Here is a 14,218-nt window from a genome sequence, read left to right as displayed (position 1 = left end):
TTCCTGCAGCTTTTCCTTGTCGTAATCGCTGGTCGTGGTTTCGATCTGGGCACGGATCTGTTCAACCCGGGCCTTGATGTCAGTGCCTTCACCGGCACCGTCGACGATGGTGGTGTTGTCCTTGTCGATCGAAACGCGCTTAGCCTCGCCAAGCATGGTCAGCGTCACCGATTCGAGCTTGATGCCCAGATCTTCGCTGATCATTTCACCCTTGGTCAGGATCGCGATATCCTGCAACATCGCCTTGCGGCGATCGCCGAAGCCGGGTGCCTTGACGGCCGCAACCTTGAGCCCGCCGCGCAGCTTGTTGACCACCAGGGTGGCCAGCGCTTCGCCTTCGATGTCTTCGGCGATGATCAGCAGCGGGCGGCCCGACTGGACCACCGCTTCGAGCACCGGCAGCATCGCCTGCAGCGACGACAGCTTCTTCTCGTGGATCAGGATGTAGGGGTTATCCAGTTCCACGGTCATCTTGTCGGGGTTGGTGATAAAGTAGGGGCTAAGGTAGCCGCGATCGAACTGCATGCCTTCGACGACATCGAGTTCGAACTCGAGCCCCTTGGCTTCCTCGACAGTGATTACGCCTTCCTTGCCGACCTTTTCCATCGCTTCGGCAATCTTGCTGCCGACTTCAACGTCGCCATTGGCCGAGATGATCCCGACCTGAGCGATTTCGGCCGAGCCGGAGACCGGCTTCGAACGCTTGACGAGGTCAGCGACGACGGCGGTGACCGCAAGATCGATCCCGCGCTTGAGGTCCATCGGGTTCATGCCGGCGGCGACCGAGGTCATACCTTCGCGGACAATTGCCTGGGCCAGCACTGTGGCGGTGGTGGTGCCATCGCCAGCCTGGTCGTTGGTCTTCGAAGCCACTTCGCGCAGCATCTGCGCGCCCATGTTCTCGAACTTGTCCTTGAGTTCGATTTCCTTGGCGACGGTGACGCCGTCCTTGGTGATGCGCGGCGCGCCGAAGCTTTTGTCGATCCACGTTGCGGCCCTTGGGGCCGAGCGTGACCTTGACGGCATTGGCGAGGATATCGACGCCGGCGAGAATGCGCTCGCGGGCGTCACGGCCGAATTTCACGTCCTTGGCAGCCATTGTTCAATTCCTTTAAATGTGGGGGAAGAAGAAAGGTTCGCTCAGCCGATGATGCCGAGGATGTCGCTTTCCTTCATGATGATCAGGTCTTCGCCGTCGAGCTTGACTTCGGTGCCCGACCACTTGCCGAACAGCACCTTGTCGCCAGCCTTGACGTCGAGCGGGGTAACCTTGCCGTCTTCGGCCTTGTTGCCCGCACCAACGGCGACGACTTCGCCTTCAGCAGGCTTTTCCTTGGCGCTGTCGGGGATGATGATCCCGCCAGCAGTCTTTTCTTCGGCTTCGACGCGGCGAACCAGCACGCGGTCGTGCAACGGACGAAAGCTCATGTGGATTTCCTCTCACCATGATGGTTGATGATTGTTGGCACTCACCCATGGAGAGTGCCAGCGAGGCGCATATGGGTGTGCGCTCACTCACCGTCAAGATGAGTCTGATTCATTTTTCAGCCCGGCAAAAGCCCCAGCACCGCGCGCCTGCGCCAGCGCTGCAACAACAGGATCGCCACGACCACCAGGCCCACCGCCAGACCGATCCACACGCCCAGCCCGCCCAGCGGCGTAAACAGCCCCAGTCCAAGCGAAAGACCGAAACCCGGCAACCAATAGCCAAACAGGGCAATCGCCATCGGCATGCGGGTATCCTGCAGGCCCCGTAGTGCGCCCGCAGCGACTGCCTGGATGCCATCGAACAGTTGAAACAGAGCTGCCACTGCAAGGAACTGCACCGCTGGTGCCACCATCGCCGCGTTGGTGGGATCAGCCACATCGACATAGAGCCGGAGTATCTCGCGCGGGAACAGCAGCATCGCGCCCGCGCCAAAGAACGAGAAGCCAAAAGCGATCAGCAGCGAGGCAAGGCCGGCCAGCCGTATCCCTTCGCGGTCGGCAGCGCCGAAGTGGTAGCCAACCCTGATCGTGGCGGCCTGTCCCACGCCGAACGGCACCTGGAATGCCAGCGCCGCCACCTGAAGCGCCACGGTATGCGCCGCCAGCTGGGCCGCGCCGATCCGCCCCATCAGATAGGCCGCACTGCTGAAAAAGCCGCCTTCGGCAATGATGATGCAGGCAATCGGCACGCCGATGCGGATCAGTTCGCGCAGCCGCTGCCATTCGGCGCGCCACCAGTTGCCAAGCAAGCGATAGCGCCGCAGCCGCCGGTCGCGGGCGATCACGAGGGCATAGGCGGCGACTGTTGCATAGGCGGTTACCACGCTGGCCAGCGCCGAGCCTTCAAGCCCCATTGGTGCCACGCCCCAATGCCCGAAAATGAAGACCCAGTTGCCCAGCGCATTGACCAGGATCGCCACTGCGGTAATCGCGGTTGCCAGCATCGGCCTGCCCAGCGCGGCCACGAAAGTCCGCTGCACGCTGCCCACCACCATCCCCGGGATCGCCCATCGGATGATATCCAGAAACGTTCCCCCAAGCTCTGAAATGTGCGGATCCTGCCCGGTCAGCAGCATGAACGCCTCACCCCAGCCGCACAGCATCGCCCCGGCCAGCCCGGTACCGATCGCCAGCCACAGCGCCATCCGCACCGAACGCCGGACTTCGCGCACCGCATGCCGGCGCCGTCCCAGTTCAGCCGCAACCAGTGGCGCAACCGCGCCGGTCAGGCCGGTCAGCGCCCAGCTGATCAGCATATATTGCGTTACCGCCAGGCTCGATGCCGCCAGTTGCTCCTGCCCCAGCTGGGCGACGAAAATTACATCGGTTGTCCCGATCGCCATCCACAGCAGGTTGGCCAGCGCCAACGGCGCCGCCAGTTGCAGCGTTGCGCGCAGTTCGCGGCGCCAGGGATCAAGGGTCTGTGCGTCAGGCATAAAGCCGGCCCGGATAGGCGCTGGACCAAAGGGCCGAAAGCACTTTTGGCTGACCTGGATCAATTCACCGCAGCAGCGTGCGCTTTATGCAACGGCAGTGCAGACCAAAGCACTTTCGCGGCGGGCCCGGCTTGGGTATCAGCCGTGTGAAGAACATCTTACCCGCAGGAAGGACACTATCGTGCGCAAGACACTTTTCGCCGGTTCGATTGCCGCTTTGGCGCTGATGCTGGCCGGTTGCGGCAAGCCGGCCGAAGAAAAGGCTACCGGAACCGAAAGTGGCGGCTCCACCACCGCAGCAACGTCCGCCAGTGCCGATGCGCGCCCCGCCGCATTCGCCCAGTGCGCGGCGTGCCACGCGGTTAAAGCGGGCAAGCACGGCGTCGGTCCCAGTCTTGCTGGAGTTTTCGGTACCAAGGCCGGCGATGTGCCGGGATATGCTTTCTCCGATCCGATGAAGGCGTCTGGCCTGATCTGGGACGAGCAAACGCTTGACAGCTACCTGACCAATCCGATGAAAATGGTTCCCGGCACCAGGATGACATATTACGGCATGTCCGATCCGGCGGACCGCAAGGCGGTGATCGACTATCTCAAGACGCTGAAATAGGTCACCGTTCGGGTGATCAAAACGGAAAAGGGCGGAACCTTGCGGTCCCGCCCTTCCCTTTCCCGCGACTGCTTCAAGACAGCCGCGAAACTGATTGGCCGAAATTACTTGATTTCGACGGTACCACCGGCGGCGGTGACCTTGGCCTTGATTTCTTCGGCTTCGGCCTTGTTGACGGCTTCCTTGATCGCCTTCGGCGCGGCTTCGACCAGCGCCTTGGCTTCGGTCAGGCCGAGCTGCGTAATCGCACGGACTTCCTTGATGACGGCGATCTTGTTGCCGCCGTCGTTGATCAGGATCACGTCGAATTCGGTCTGCTCTTCAGCGGCTTCAGCAGCAGCGGCCGGGGCAGCAGCCACGGCAACCGCAGCAGCAGCGGAAACGCCCCACGCTTCTTCAAGCGCCTTGGCGAGGTCAGCAGCTTCCAGAACGGTCAGTTTCGAAAGGTCTTCTACCAGTTTGGCAATATCGGCCATGATGTTTCACTCCTGAATTGATGGACCCGGAAGAACGCCTTCCGGAATATTCGTTGAATGCTTGGATCAAGCTGCCTCGGCGTAAGCGCCGAAGACGCGGGCCAGCTTGGCCGCCGGAGCGGTGACAAGCTGGGCGATCTTCGTTGCCGGGGCCTGGACCAGACCAATAATGGTACCGCGCAGTTCATCCAGCGACGGCATCGCGGCAAGCGCCTTGACCCCATCCGCGTTCAGAACCAGCGAGCCCATCGAACCGCCGACGATTTCGATCTTGTCGTTCGTCTTGGCAAATTCGACCACGGCCTTGGCGGCTGCCACCGGATCGACCGAGCTGGCAAGCGCGGTTGGGCCGGTAAGCAGGTCGTTCAGGCCGACATAGTCGGTGTCCTTGATGGCAAGCTTGGCAAGCGAGTTCTTCGCAACCTTGTACGATGCGCCCGCATCACGGATCTTGTTCCTGAGGCCGGTGGACTGGGCCACCGTCAGGCCGAGGTTGCGGGTGACTACCACCACGCCGGCCTCGGAAAAAACCGCGTTCAGCGATGCGACCGATTCGGATTTCTGCGAACGATCCATGCCTAACTCCTTCACAAATGACCGCTTGGGGAACGCCCCGTGCGGCCGGCTACGTTTGTCCAAGGTGCTTTTGGCACCACGGGCGAGTCCGTTATGATGGGGAAGGAGGGCGCTGCGAAACGCCGGGCCAGACCTGGGCAAATGCACCGGGCCGGGAGATTCTCTGTCCCCGCCTAGGCTGCAGATTAAGAGGGAAGCCCTCAGCAACTGTCTCGGACGGATGAAGTGGGGCGAACCCCGCTTCGATGCGGGCCATTAGCGGGAATGGGGGGAGAGTCAAGAGTTGGGGCCGTCCGGCTCCCGATCAAGCCGTTGCGGCGGGTTCATCCTCACTGGCGATAAGTGCCCGGGTGCTTGACCAGGCCCAAGCCTCGGCGCGTTCCACCAACCGCGCGCTCGCCCCGATGACGTTGACGAAGGTGAGGTAATTGTTGGCGTTGTAGGTGAAGGTGCTGGTGGTGGCGCCGCCGCTCTGCGCACTGGAGATCGTGCCCTGCAGCGCCGATGCACGCCACACGAAGCTGTTGGTGATGGTGGTGGTGCTGGTCTGGCGAGGGGGTTCCAATCCAAAGTGCGGTCAGGCGTTGGCGGCCGGGCGTAAGGCTTGCGCGAGGTTGACACAGTTGACACTGAGTCCGCTTCTTCCAACAGACCAAATGGCGCGCAATTGCGGGGATTTACGAGCATTTTGGCGGTGCAGGGCGAGGGCGCGCAGAAAAAACGTCCGGCTCCGGTCGGGCGGCTCAGGTGGGGGGTAAGCAACCACGGCGCGATGGAACGCGGCGGGCTGCGCGGGGATTCAGGCTGAGAAGGATCAGGCACCAGTTTGGCAGAATGCGCGCGTGTAGGAAAGGGCGGGAGGCTGATTGGGGGTTTACGGACCTGTCACCGTAATTGTAATTCCTGGCACCGTAATTCCACAAAGGTCAAAGCGAGCAAGCGAGGCCATCAAAGCAAACCTTTCACGGCTTGGACGGCGTGTTAATTAAGTGCACTGTCACCGTAATTGCGTAATTCCCCGTAATTCTGCAAACCCTACAAACGCGATTCCGCCGGAAGATAATCAAAGCACTTCAGAACCGTCTCAAATGATGAGAGTTCGCCGCCGTCGCGCCAATGAGCCAGCTTCATCCATTGTGCGGCGCGGGTTGAGTGGCCGTCGAGCAGCCAGGTGTTGACGCTTCGCTTCAGAAACATATGAAGCGCTGAATCAACCTTTTCCGCACTATGCTTACGGCCCAGCGCATGTTCGCACAAGACGCGCCCCATTTGCGCTTCGTTGCGGATCGCTGAAAGCGAAGCCGGACTCGCAATTCCGGTGCGTTCGCACAGCTCCAGCCCTTCGGCATAGGCCTTGGCATCGAGGTAATCGTGGAACGAAAGGATGACGCTCAGCTTGCCGCGGACATTGTCCCGATCGTTGTAGTAGATCCTCAGCTCATCCAAACATTGGGATTGCACTGCACTCGCTCCGCCAAGATCGAGAAGCCATTTGCATGTCGCAAAATTGCTGAAGCGCGCGGCTTCTGAGGCATGCGGATCGTGAAAATTAGGGTTGATTTCGTTCGTCATAATTGAAGTGGATATCCAATCATGGGCGCGTTCTAGGAGGCGACGAGCATCTTCATGATAGCCTACAAAGATGCAGTAGATGGCAACTGTCAGGGTGTGGTCTGAGGCGCTATCCAGCGCACCCAACGAGGCGTACTCTTCTTTGTCTTTGTCATTTTGAAAAGACAAGCCTGTGATATCTGCGAGTCGGCGTTTGCGCTCTTCGACTGAAAAATGCTGCATTTTAATTTCCTGCTACGTACCCTTTTGCGTTACCAAATCCTCTTGTGACCGATATCACGTTCCCACTTTCCAAGTTTTTAAGGATTACGGGATTTCGGTGACAGTGCAATTAGGATTACGGTGACAGTGCACTTAATTCCCCCTCCGCTCTCACTGTTGGTCCGCGTTTGCCCGCTTTTGGGTCGCGACCCAAGAAGTCGGTCACGTGCTCAAGGAACTCGCTTTCACCTGGCGGCCGGCAAGTGTTCTCATACTTGAATTAAGTGCACTGTCACCGTAATTGGGAGTTTAGGGGTTATCGCAACTGTCACCGTGACTCTAAAAATTCATTGTTCTCATTATTTGTTTAACACCGCTTAGATCTTCGATCATCTCTATACTCTTAGAATCTTGGCAAATATATGTTGTCATAACAATATCGTTTCCGTTAGTAAAGTGTCTAACGAGAACAAATTCGTTGTCCATTAACGATATGGCTTCTACGGATATTATTTTACTTTCGGAATATTTTGTAATATCGCACATCAAATCATTATTTTTACAGAATTCTTCTGCCAGTGACTGAAGATTATCAATTGATATTGTTGGGGTGTTGCCTCCGCTGTATCTAACAATAGAAAACTGAACTACCCCCACCCCCTTGGCTCGGGCCAATGTGGGAGGTGATCCCCCGGCAAGCTCATCGGTGATATCCACCCACGACTCGGGCAGATCAAATTCCAATCCGTAAGAGTCTAGTCGCATCATTTCCTCACTGAATTCATATTAATGGTCGATGAGCTTACCAGTTATGGGATCGTAGGGGAGGTAGTGTGTCGGCTCAAATTACGGTGAAATTACGGTGACAAAATTACGGTGACAGTGCACTTATCTCATCCTTCTCGAATTACGGTGACATGTCCATAAACCCCTAAACGTCCCTCGAGAACTACAACAACAAGCGCATAATTGTCCTTTTGATCAAATAAAAGCTCGCCAATAGTTCCACCCCCCCCTCAATGCCCGTCCGTCGACCAGTGCGGCTTGTCGCTGACCAGCTTGATCACGCCGTAGCTGGCACCCACGCGGTGCAGCGCGGCGTTGACATCGCCGCTGCGGGGGGGAGCGATGGTGACCATGCGGCCCTGGCCGTCGCGCATTGCCAGAGTGCCGGCCCAGGTGATGGTCATGTCGATCGCCTTGCCTTCGATATGACGCGAGGTGAGCGAGGGCTGGTAGGCGATGTTGAACAGGTCGCGCATTTCGGCGGCACAGCGGCGGCTGGCGGCCTCGTTGCCGTGGTCCCACAGGATCTCGCAGCCGGGCCTGGGTGGGATCGCTGCGGCGCTGACCTGCCCCGCGCCGAGCCGCCACGAATAGTGCATCAGATAGGCGCGGATCGGATTACGGCGGGTGGAAGAGACCTTCACTTGCGCCCCGCCCGCGCGCATCGCGGCGATGAATGCATCGACCTTGGCGGCGAAATCGGGGATCAGATCGGTGATCTTGTCACTGTTGGTAAAGCGCGCCTGGTTGGCATGCCACCAGGCCGCGCCGCTGCGCTGCGCCGGAACGGCCGCGGGGCCCGTGGCGGCCACGGCATTAAGCGCGGCGATCGTGCGCCCGCCCGGATCGACCCGGCCATCGGGCGCGGCAAGGCCCATCACCTGCGCCTGAAACCGCTTGATCGCGCGCCCGGTAACATCGCCGAACCCGCCATCGACCGACAGCGCCGCCAGCCCCATCCCGGTGGTGAAGTTGTTGAGCAGCCGCTGCACCACCAGGACATCGGTCTTGTTGTTCCGGCCCCCGTATCCGACCGATTTGATGATCTGTGGCATTGCGGGGTCCTCCTTCATTCGTCGGCGCCGCGCGCCGGTTGCTACATGTCCGGTGCCGCCAGGCCGGCCAGGTGCCGGGCTGCTGCCGCATCACCGGCGTATTTCTTGCGCAGGCGGGCCAGTGCTGCGGCATTGCCGGTGCAGCTGGCCGCTACCTGTTCGCGCAGGAACTTGCCGCGCTCGGCATCATAGGGCTCTTCGCCCGCGAAATGCTCGCAGGCCGCGATCCGTTCGGTCAGCGCGGCCACGTCGGCGGGCAATTTCGCTTCGGCCTCCACCTTGGCGCGCAGATCAACCGGCACGACCATGGTCGGGAGCGGGGCAGGGGCTGCTGCAGTTTCGGGCGCGGCTGCGATTCCGTTCACCGCTGACCCGGCTTCATCGCGCGGCGCGGCGCGTTCGTTGCAGCCGGCAAGCGCGATCAGCAGGACAAAGGCAAGGCGGCAGCGCATCAGCCAGGACATAGACCGGCGCGCAGCCCCCCGATATGGCGAAATCCGCCAACTTGCGTTGCGGCAAAACCCTTCGTTAACCACATTCTGCCATTCACCGGGACATGACCGCGACAACAACCGCCGCCGCTCCTTCCACCTGGCTGACCGCGCGCCGGCTTGACCGCGCCGAACAGCTGCTGATCGTGCTGTTCTGGTCGGCGCTGGTTTACCGGGTCTGGCAATCGCCCAATCCGTTCTGGCCGGTGGTGCTGTTCACCGAAACATCGGTATTGCTGTTCGTGCTGCTGCGCCGACCCACCGATGCGATTTCGATGCGGTTCGGCGATTGGCTGCTGGCGATCACCGCCACCGCAGCGCCGATGCTGATCGTGCCGGTTCAGATCCCCACCGCCATGGTGCCGCTGGAAAGCATCGCACTGGGGCTGGTTGCCACCGGCAATGTCGTGCAGCTGGGCGGCAAGATGTTTTTGCGCCGCAGTTTTGGCGTCGCCCCGGCCAACCGCGGGATCAAGACCGGCGGCATGTACCGGTTCGTGCGCCATCCGATCTATGCTGGCTATCTGATGATCCACCTGGGGCTTTTGATGATGATGCCCTCGCTGACCAATTTCCTGCTCTATGCGATTGGCTGGTGGGCCCAGATCCTGCGCCTGCTGGCCGAGGAGAACCTGCTGGGCCAGGATCCTGAATACCGAGTCTTTATGACCAAGACCCGCTGGCGGCTGGTGCCCGGCGTGTTCTGATTTCGCCTCCCAAAGGGGGCAATAAAAAAGAGCGGCGCATCCGGGGGGAAGCGCCGCTCTTTTTGTTTTGGTGCGCCAATCGCCTTTGCGATTGGCTTGCAGAACCAGCCCGCTCTCCCTCCCGGCCACCCACGAGAGCACCCTTAATGGGTGGCCGGGAGGGGGAGCGGGCCGGTGTTGCAAGGGAATGCCGGATGGCATTCCCGCACCGGCGTGAGCCGGACAACACGCATCTAGTCCGCAGCAAACCCCATCAGATCGCCCGGCTGGCATTCCAGTTCGCGGCAGATCGCCTCGAGCGTCGAAAAGCGGATCGCCTTGGCCTTGCCGGTCTTGAGGATCGACAGGTTGGCCAGCGTGATATCGACCCGCGTCGCCAGATCGGTCAGCGTCATGCGCCGGGCGTGGAGCAGGTCGTCCAGTTTGATCATGATCGGCATCACACGGTCCCTTCCAGCTCTTCGCGCATTTCGGCGCCGCGGCGGAACACCCGTGCGAGGATGAACAGGATCAGGGTCAGCAGCACGCCGGTAATCTCGACATCGAAGCCGAGTTCAGCATGGTGACCAGCCTTTTCGAGATAGACCGCAAACCAGCTGGCGAGGCCGACCAGCAGCAACGCCAGGCCATGTATGCCGACCGAGATCCAGCCCATCCGGGTCAGCCTGTCGGCGTTATCGATGCGGAAGGGATCGCCTTCCCCCACCGAATTGACGATGCCCGTCAGCTCCTTGAAGAAGCGGTTGGCCATGCCCAGCATCACCATGATCAGCACGAACGACACGATCAGCAGCGGAAAGGCTGCGTCCGGCGCGCTGGCCTTGGCCATTTCGGCGAAGACCCGGGCCTTGCCAACGGAAACAAGAACCCCGATGCCGATGCCGATCGCCACCATGGCGAAGATGATCAGAAACTGGAGCAGAACGGTGAGGACTTTTGCTGCGGCAAGCAGCGGGTCGGATTGCCGGGTTGTCATGGCGTGCTCCTTTTGACGCGGATCAGACGAGCTGGGCGGCGGCGAGCGCCGGAGTAGGCACGGCCAGCGTGGGCACCCACAGCAAGGCAAACATGGCTGCAGCAAACAGTGCGGCGAGCGGACGGTTGGGTTTGGTCATTTGTTGAACTCCGATATGGTTGATATTGATATTCAATAATGTGAGTCGGGCATATTGTCAAACAATAATATTGTTTTTCGATAATTTGCGTATCGATAAGCGGGATGCCAGCAAAACCGCGCGTTTCCGGCGCACCGCGTTTGACAATCGGGCACCTCAACCCTATATGCGCCGCTCACCCATCGTTTCGAGCAAGCAGGGCCCATGCGCGGGGGCCAGGCACGGAAGGAAGCGGCGGGTTATCCATCTGACGCGAAGGCTGCGGGCTGCCTCCCTCAAGGGGGTGTTTGCCATGCGGCCTTTTCTCGTTTGATGGCGCCATCCACGCGCGTGGCATTATTCCCGCCGGGGTCCTCCCGGCTCTATTGAAAGAGGCAAGACCCTCCCATGGCCAAGAAGGCTTCCAGCCCCGTCCCCGCAGTGCGCGTCAGTGCAAAGCGGCGCATCCGCAAGATCTTCGGCGATATCCACGAAGTGGTGAAGATGCCGAACCTGATCGAGGTTCAGCGCGAATCGTACGAACAGTTCCTGCGCTCCGATCCGGCGGTCGGCTATATCAGCGGCCTTGAAAAGACGCTGCGCTCGGTCTTCCCGATCCGCGACTTTGCCGGGACGAGCGAGCTCGACTTCGTGCACTACGAGCTGGAAGACCCCAAGTATGACACCACCGAGTGCCGCCAGCGCGGGATCACCTATGCCGCGCCGATGAAGGTGACGCTGCGCCTGATCGTGTTCGAAGTGGACGCCGAAACCGAAACCCGCTCGGTGCTCGATATCAAGGAGCAGGACGTCTACATGGGCGACATGCCGCTCATGACCGAGAACGGCACTTTCATCATCAACGGCACCGAACGCGTGATCGTTTCGCAGATGCACCGTTCGCCCGGCGTGCTGTTCGATCATGACCGCGGCAAGACCCATTCCAGCGGCAAGTATCTGTTCGCCGCCCGCGTCATTCCCTATCGCGGTTCGTGGCTCGATTTCGAATTCGATGCCAAGGATATCGTCAACGTCCGGATCGATCGCAAGCGCAAGCTGCCGGTCACCGCGCTGCTCCACGCGCTCGCGCTCAATTCCGAAGAGATCCTCGATTTCTTCTATGACAAGGTGATGTGGAAGCGCGGCGCCAGTGACATTCAGGGGGGCGGCTGGCGGCTGCCCTATCAGGCGGAACAATGGCGCGGCACCAAGCCGGCGTTTGACATTGTCGATGCGAAAAGCGGCGAAGTGGTCTTCCCCGCCGGGACCAAAATCAGTCCGCGCGCGGCCAACAAGGCCGAAAAGGATGGCCTGGCCGAACTGCTGATCCCGACCGAGGAAATCTTCGGCCGCTATTCGGCCAAGGACCTGATCGACGAAAAGACCGGCCGGATTTATATCGAAGCAGGCGACGAAGTGTCCCCGGAAAACCTCGAGGCGCTCGACAAGGCCGGGATCGACCAGCTCGAACTGCTCGACATCGACCACGTTGGTACGGGTCCATGGATCCGCAACACGCTCAAGGCGGACAAGTCGGAAGACCGCGATCACGCGCTGGCCGATATCTACCGGGTGATGCGCCCGGGCGAACCGCCGACGCGCGAAACCGCTGAATCGCTGTTCGAAGGCCTGTTCTTCGATAGCGACCGCTATGACCTTTCGGCCGTGGGCCGGGTCAAGCTGAACATGCGCCTGGCGCTTGATGCCGAAGATACCCACACCACCCTGCGCACCGAAGATATCCTCGCGGTGGTCAAGGAACTGGTCAACCTGAAGGACGGCAAGGGCGATGTCGATGACATCGACAACCTTGGCAACCGCCGGGTCCGTTCGGTCGGCGAGCTGCTGGAAAACCAGTACCGCGTCGGCCTGCTCAGGATGGAACGCGCGGTCAAGGAACGGATGAGCAGCGTCGACGTGTCGACCGTGATGCCCAACGATCTGATCAACGCCAAGCCGGCGGTGGCCGCGGTCCGCGAATTCTTCGGCTCGTCGCAGCTTTCGCAGTTCATGGACCAGACCAATCCGCTGTCCGAAGTCACCCACAAGCGCCGCGTTTCGGCACTCGGGCCGGGCGGTCTGACCCGCGAACGGGCCGGCTTCGAAGTGCGCGACGTTCACCCGACCCACTATGGCCGGATCTGCCCGATCGAAACGCCGGAAGGTCCGAACATCGGTCTGATCAACTCGCTCTCCACCTTTGCGCGGGTCAACAAGTACGGCTTCATCGAAACCCCCTACCGCAAGGTGATCGACCAGAAGGTCACCGGCGAAGTGGTCTATCTTTCGGCGATGGAAGAACAGAAGCACGTCGTTGCGCAGGCTTCCGCTGAGCTCAACAAGGACGGTTCGTTCGTTGAAGAGCTGATCTCGGCGCGTGATTCGGGCGAATTCGTGATGGCTCCGCGCGATCACGTGACCTTGATGGACGTCAGCCCCAAGCAGCTGGTTTCGGTTGCCGCATCGCTGATCCCGTTCCTGGAAAACGATGACGCCAACCGCGCGCTGATGGGATCGAACATGCAGCGCCAGGCGGTGCCGCTGGTGCGCGCCGAAGCGCCGTTTGTCGGCACCGGGATGGAAGAAACCGTAGCTCGCGATTCGGGCGCGGCGATCGGCGCACTGCGCGCCGGGATCGTCGATCAGGTCGACGCCACGCGCATCGTGATCCGCGCTTCGGGCGATATCGAAGCCGGCCAATCGGGCGTCGATATCTACCGCCTGCAGAAGTTCGAGCGCTCGAACCAGTCGACCTGCATCAACCAGCGTCCGCTGGTCAAGGTGGGCGATGTGATCGAGACCGGCCAGATCATCGCCGATGGTCCCTCGACCGAACTGGGCGAACTGGCGCTGGGCCGCAATGTGCTGGTCGCGTTCATGCCGTGGAATGGCTACAACTACGAAGATTCGATCCTGATCAGCGAACGCATCGTCAAGGAAGACGTCTTCACCTCGATCCACATCGAGGAGTTTGAAGTCATGGCCCGCGACACCAAGCTCGGGCCCGAAGACATCACCCGCGACATCCCCAATGTGGGCGAAGAAGCGCTGCGCAGCCTCGATGAAGCGGGCATCATCTACATCGGTGCCGAAGTGCACCCGGGCGATATCCTGGTCGGCAAAATCACGCCGAAGGGCGAAAGCCCGATGACGCCTGAAGAAAAGCTGCTCCGCGCGATCTTCGGCGAAAAGGCTTCGGACGTCCGCGATACCTCGCTCAAGCTGCCGCCGGGCGTTGCCGGGACGATTGTCGACGTGCGCGTCTTCAACCGCCACGGAATCGAAATCGATGACCGTGCGCGTCAGATCCAGAACGAGGAAATCGAACGCCTCGCCAAGGATCGCGAAGACGAACGCGGCATTCTCAACCGCGCCACTTACAACCGCCTGCGCGATATGCTGGTGGGCCAGGTTGCGGCCGCCGCACCCAAGGGCTTCAAGAAGGGCGACACCATCACCGAGGAAAACCTGGGTGAAGTGGAACGTCACGAATGGTGGAAGTTCGCCGTGGCCGACGACAAGGTTCAGGGCCAGCTCGAAGCCGTTAAGGCCCAGTATGACGAAACCGTCAAGGCGATCCAGGACAAGTTCGAGGACCGCAAGGAAAAGCTCGAACGCGGTGATGAACTCGCTCCGGGCGTGCTCAAGATGGTCAAGGTCTTCGTGGCGGTGAAGCGCAAGCTGCAACCGGGCGACAAGATGGCCGGCCGCCACGGCAACAAGGGC

Annotated in this window: 14 protein-coding genes and 1 pseudogene; 3 read left to right on the top strand and 12 right to left on the bottom strand. The window is 60.5% G+C overall.

Annotated elements, in window-relative coordinates; translation table 11 throughout:
• The 3 genes and pseudogenes from groL to RMN99_RS09760 all read right to left on the bottom strand — a co-directional run.
• Positions 1–1,099, bottom strand: a pseudogene (groL, locus tag RMN99_RS09770) (chaperonin GroEL); the annotation flags it as partial.
• Between the two features lie 41 nt (positions 1,100–1,140).
• The gene (groES, locus tag RMN99_RS09765; RefSeq protein WP_309623125.1) at positions 1,141–1,428 is read right to left on the bottom strand and encodes a co-chaperone GroES; all 288 of its coding nucleotides are present in this window, start codon (positions 1,426–1,428) and stop codon (positions 1,141–1,143) included.
• Between the two features lie 116 nt (positions 1,429–1,544).
• Entirely contained in the window at positions 1,545–2,924 is a 1,380-nt protein-coding gene (locus tag RMN99_RS09760; protein ID WP_309623124.1) for an MATE family efflux transporter, read from the bottom strand.
• A 181-nt stretch (positions 2,925–3,105) separates the two neighbouring features.
• On the opposite strand from RMN99_RS09760, the gene RMN99_RS09755 reads away from it, so the two are divergent.
• The gene (locus tag RMN99_RS09755; protein WP_309623123.1) at positions 3,106–3,534 is read left to right on the top strand and encodes a c-type cytochrome; all 429 of its coding nucleotides are present in this window, start codon (positions 3,106–3,108) and stop codon (positions 3,532–3,534) included.
• 104 nt (positions 3,535–3,638) lie between these two features.
• On the opposite strand, the gene rplL is transcribed toward RMN99_RS09755, so the two are convergent.
• From rplL to RMN99_RS09720, 7 genes are all read right to left on the bottom strand, one after another.
• The gene (gene rplL, locus RMN99_RS09750) at positions 3,639–4,010 is read right to left on the bottom strand and encodes a 50S ribosomal protein L7/L12 (protein WP_309623122.1); all 372 of its coding nucleotides are present in this window, start codon (positions 4,008–4,010) and stop codon (positions 3,639–3,641) included.
• A gap of 66 nt (positions 4,011–4,076) precedes the next feature.
• Positions 4,077–4,586, bottom strand: coding sequence for a 50S ribosomal protein L10 (gene rplJ / locus RMN99_RS09745; protein WP_309623121.1), 510 nt, complete (start codon positions 4,584–4,586; stop codon positions 4,077–4,079).
• 304 nt (positions 4,587–4,890) lie between these two features.
• Entirely contained in the window at positions 4,891–5,151 is a 261-nt protein-coding gene (locus RMN99_RS09740; protein ID WP_309623120.1) for a hypothetical protein, read from the bottom strand.
• Between the two features lie 470 nt (positions 5,152–5,621).
• On the bottom strand, positions 5,622–6,380 hold the full coding sequence (locus RMN99_RS09735) for a hypothetical protein (RefSeq protein WP_309623119.1): 759 nt from the start codon (positions 6,378–6,380) through the stop codon (positions 5,622–5,624).
• Between the two features lie 318 nt (positions 6,381–6,698).
• Positions 6,699–7,076: a hypothetical protein gene (locus tag RMN99_RS09730; protein ID WP_309623118.1), complete on the bottom strand. Its 378-nt coding sequence runs from the start codon at positions 7,074–7,076 to the stop codon at positions 6,699–6,701.
• A gap of 299 nt (positions 7,077–7,375) precedes the next feature.
• On the bottom strand, positions 7,376–8,200 hold the full coding sequence (locus tag RMN99_RS09725) for a peptidoglycan-binding domain-containing protein (RefSeq protein ID WP_309623117.1): 825 nt from the start codon (positions 8,198–8,200) through the stop codon (positions 7,376–7,378).
• Positions 8,201–8,241: 41 nt separating this feature from the next.
• The gene (locus RMN99_RS09720; RefSeq protein ID WP_309623116.1) at positions 8,242–8,664 is read right to left on the bottom strand and encodes a hypothetical protein; all 423 of its coding nucleotides are present in this window, start codon (positions 8,662–8,664) and stop codon (positions 8,242–8,244) included.
• A 92-nt stretch (positions 8,665–8,756) separates the two neighbouring features.
• Here RMN99_RS09720 and RMN99_RS09715 point away from each other — a divergent pair, with 92 nt between their 5' ends.
• Positions 8,757–9,398, top strand: coding sequence for a methyltransferase (locus RMN99_RS09715; RefSeq protein WP_309623115.1), 642 nt, complete (start codon positions 8,757–8,759; stop codon positions 9,396–9,398).
• A gap of 233 nt (positions 9,399–9,631) precedes the next feature.
• Here the strand turns inward: RMN99_RS09715 and RMN99_RS09710 are convergent, their stop codons facing one another.
• Both RMN99_RS09710 and RMN99_RS09705 read right to left on the bottom strand, forming a co-directional pair.
• Positions 9,632–9,838 (bottom strand): helix-turn-helix transcriptional regulator, encoded by a 207-nt coding sequence (locus RMN99_RS09710; protein ID WP_309623114.1) that lies wholly within the window; start codon positions 9,836–9,838, stop codon positions 9,632–9,634.
• A complete protein-coding gene (locus tag RMN99_RS09705; protein ID WP_309623113.1) occupies positions 9,838–10,374 on the bottom strand; it encodes a DUF2975 domain-containing protein in 537 nt (178 codons plus the stop codon). The genes RMN99_RS09710 and RMN99_RS09705 overlap by 1 nt, the downstream gene beginning before the upstream one ends.
• A gap of 526 nt (positions 10,375–10,900) precedes the next feature.
• Between RMN99_RS09705 and rpoB the strand changes: the two genes are divergently transcribed.
• On the top strand, positions 10,901–14,218 hold a 3,318-nt coding region (gene rpoB, locus RMN99_RS09700), incomplete at its 3' end, for a DNA-directed RNA polymerase subunit beta (protein WP_309623112.1).

Origin of the sequence: Novosphingobium sp., from assembly GCF_031417815.1 — a bacterium.
Lineage (GTDB): Bacteria > Pseudomonadota > Alphaproteobacteria > Sphingomonadales > Sphingomonadaceae > Novosphingobium.
The sequence above is the reverse complement of the archived record's forward strand: the minus strand, read 5'-3'. Positions and strand labels throughout refer to the sequence as shown.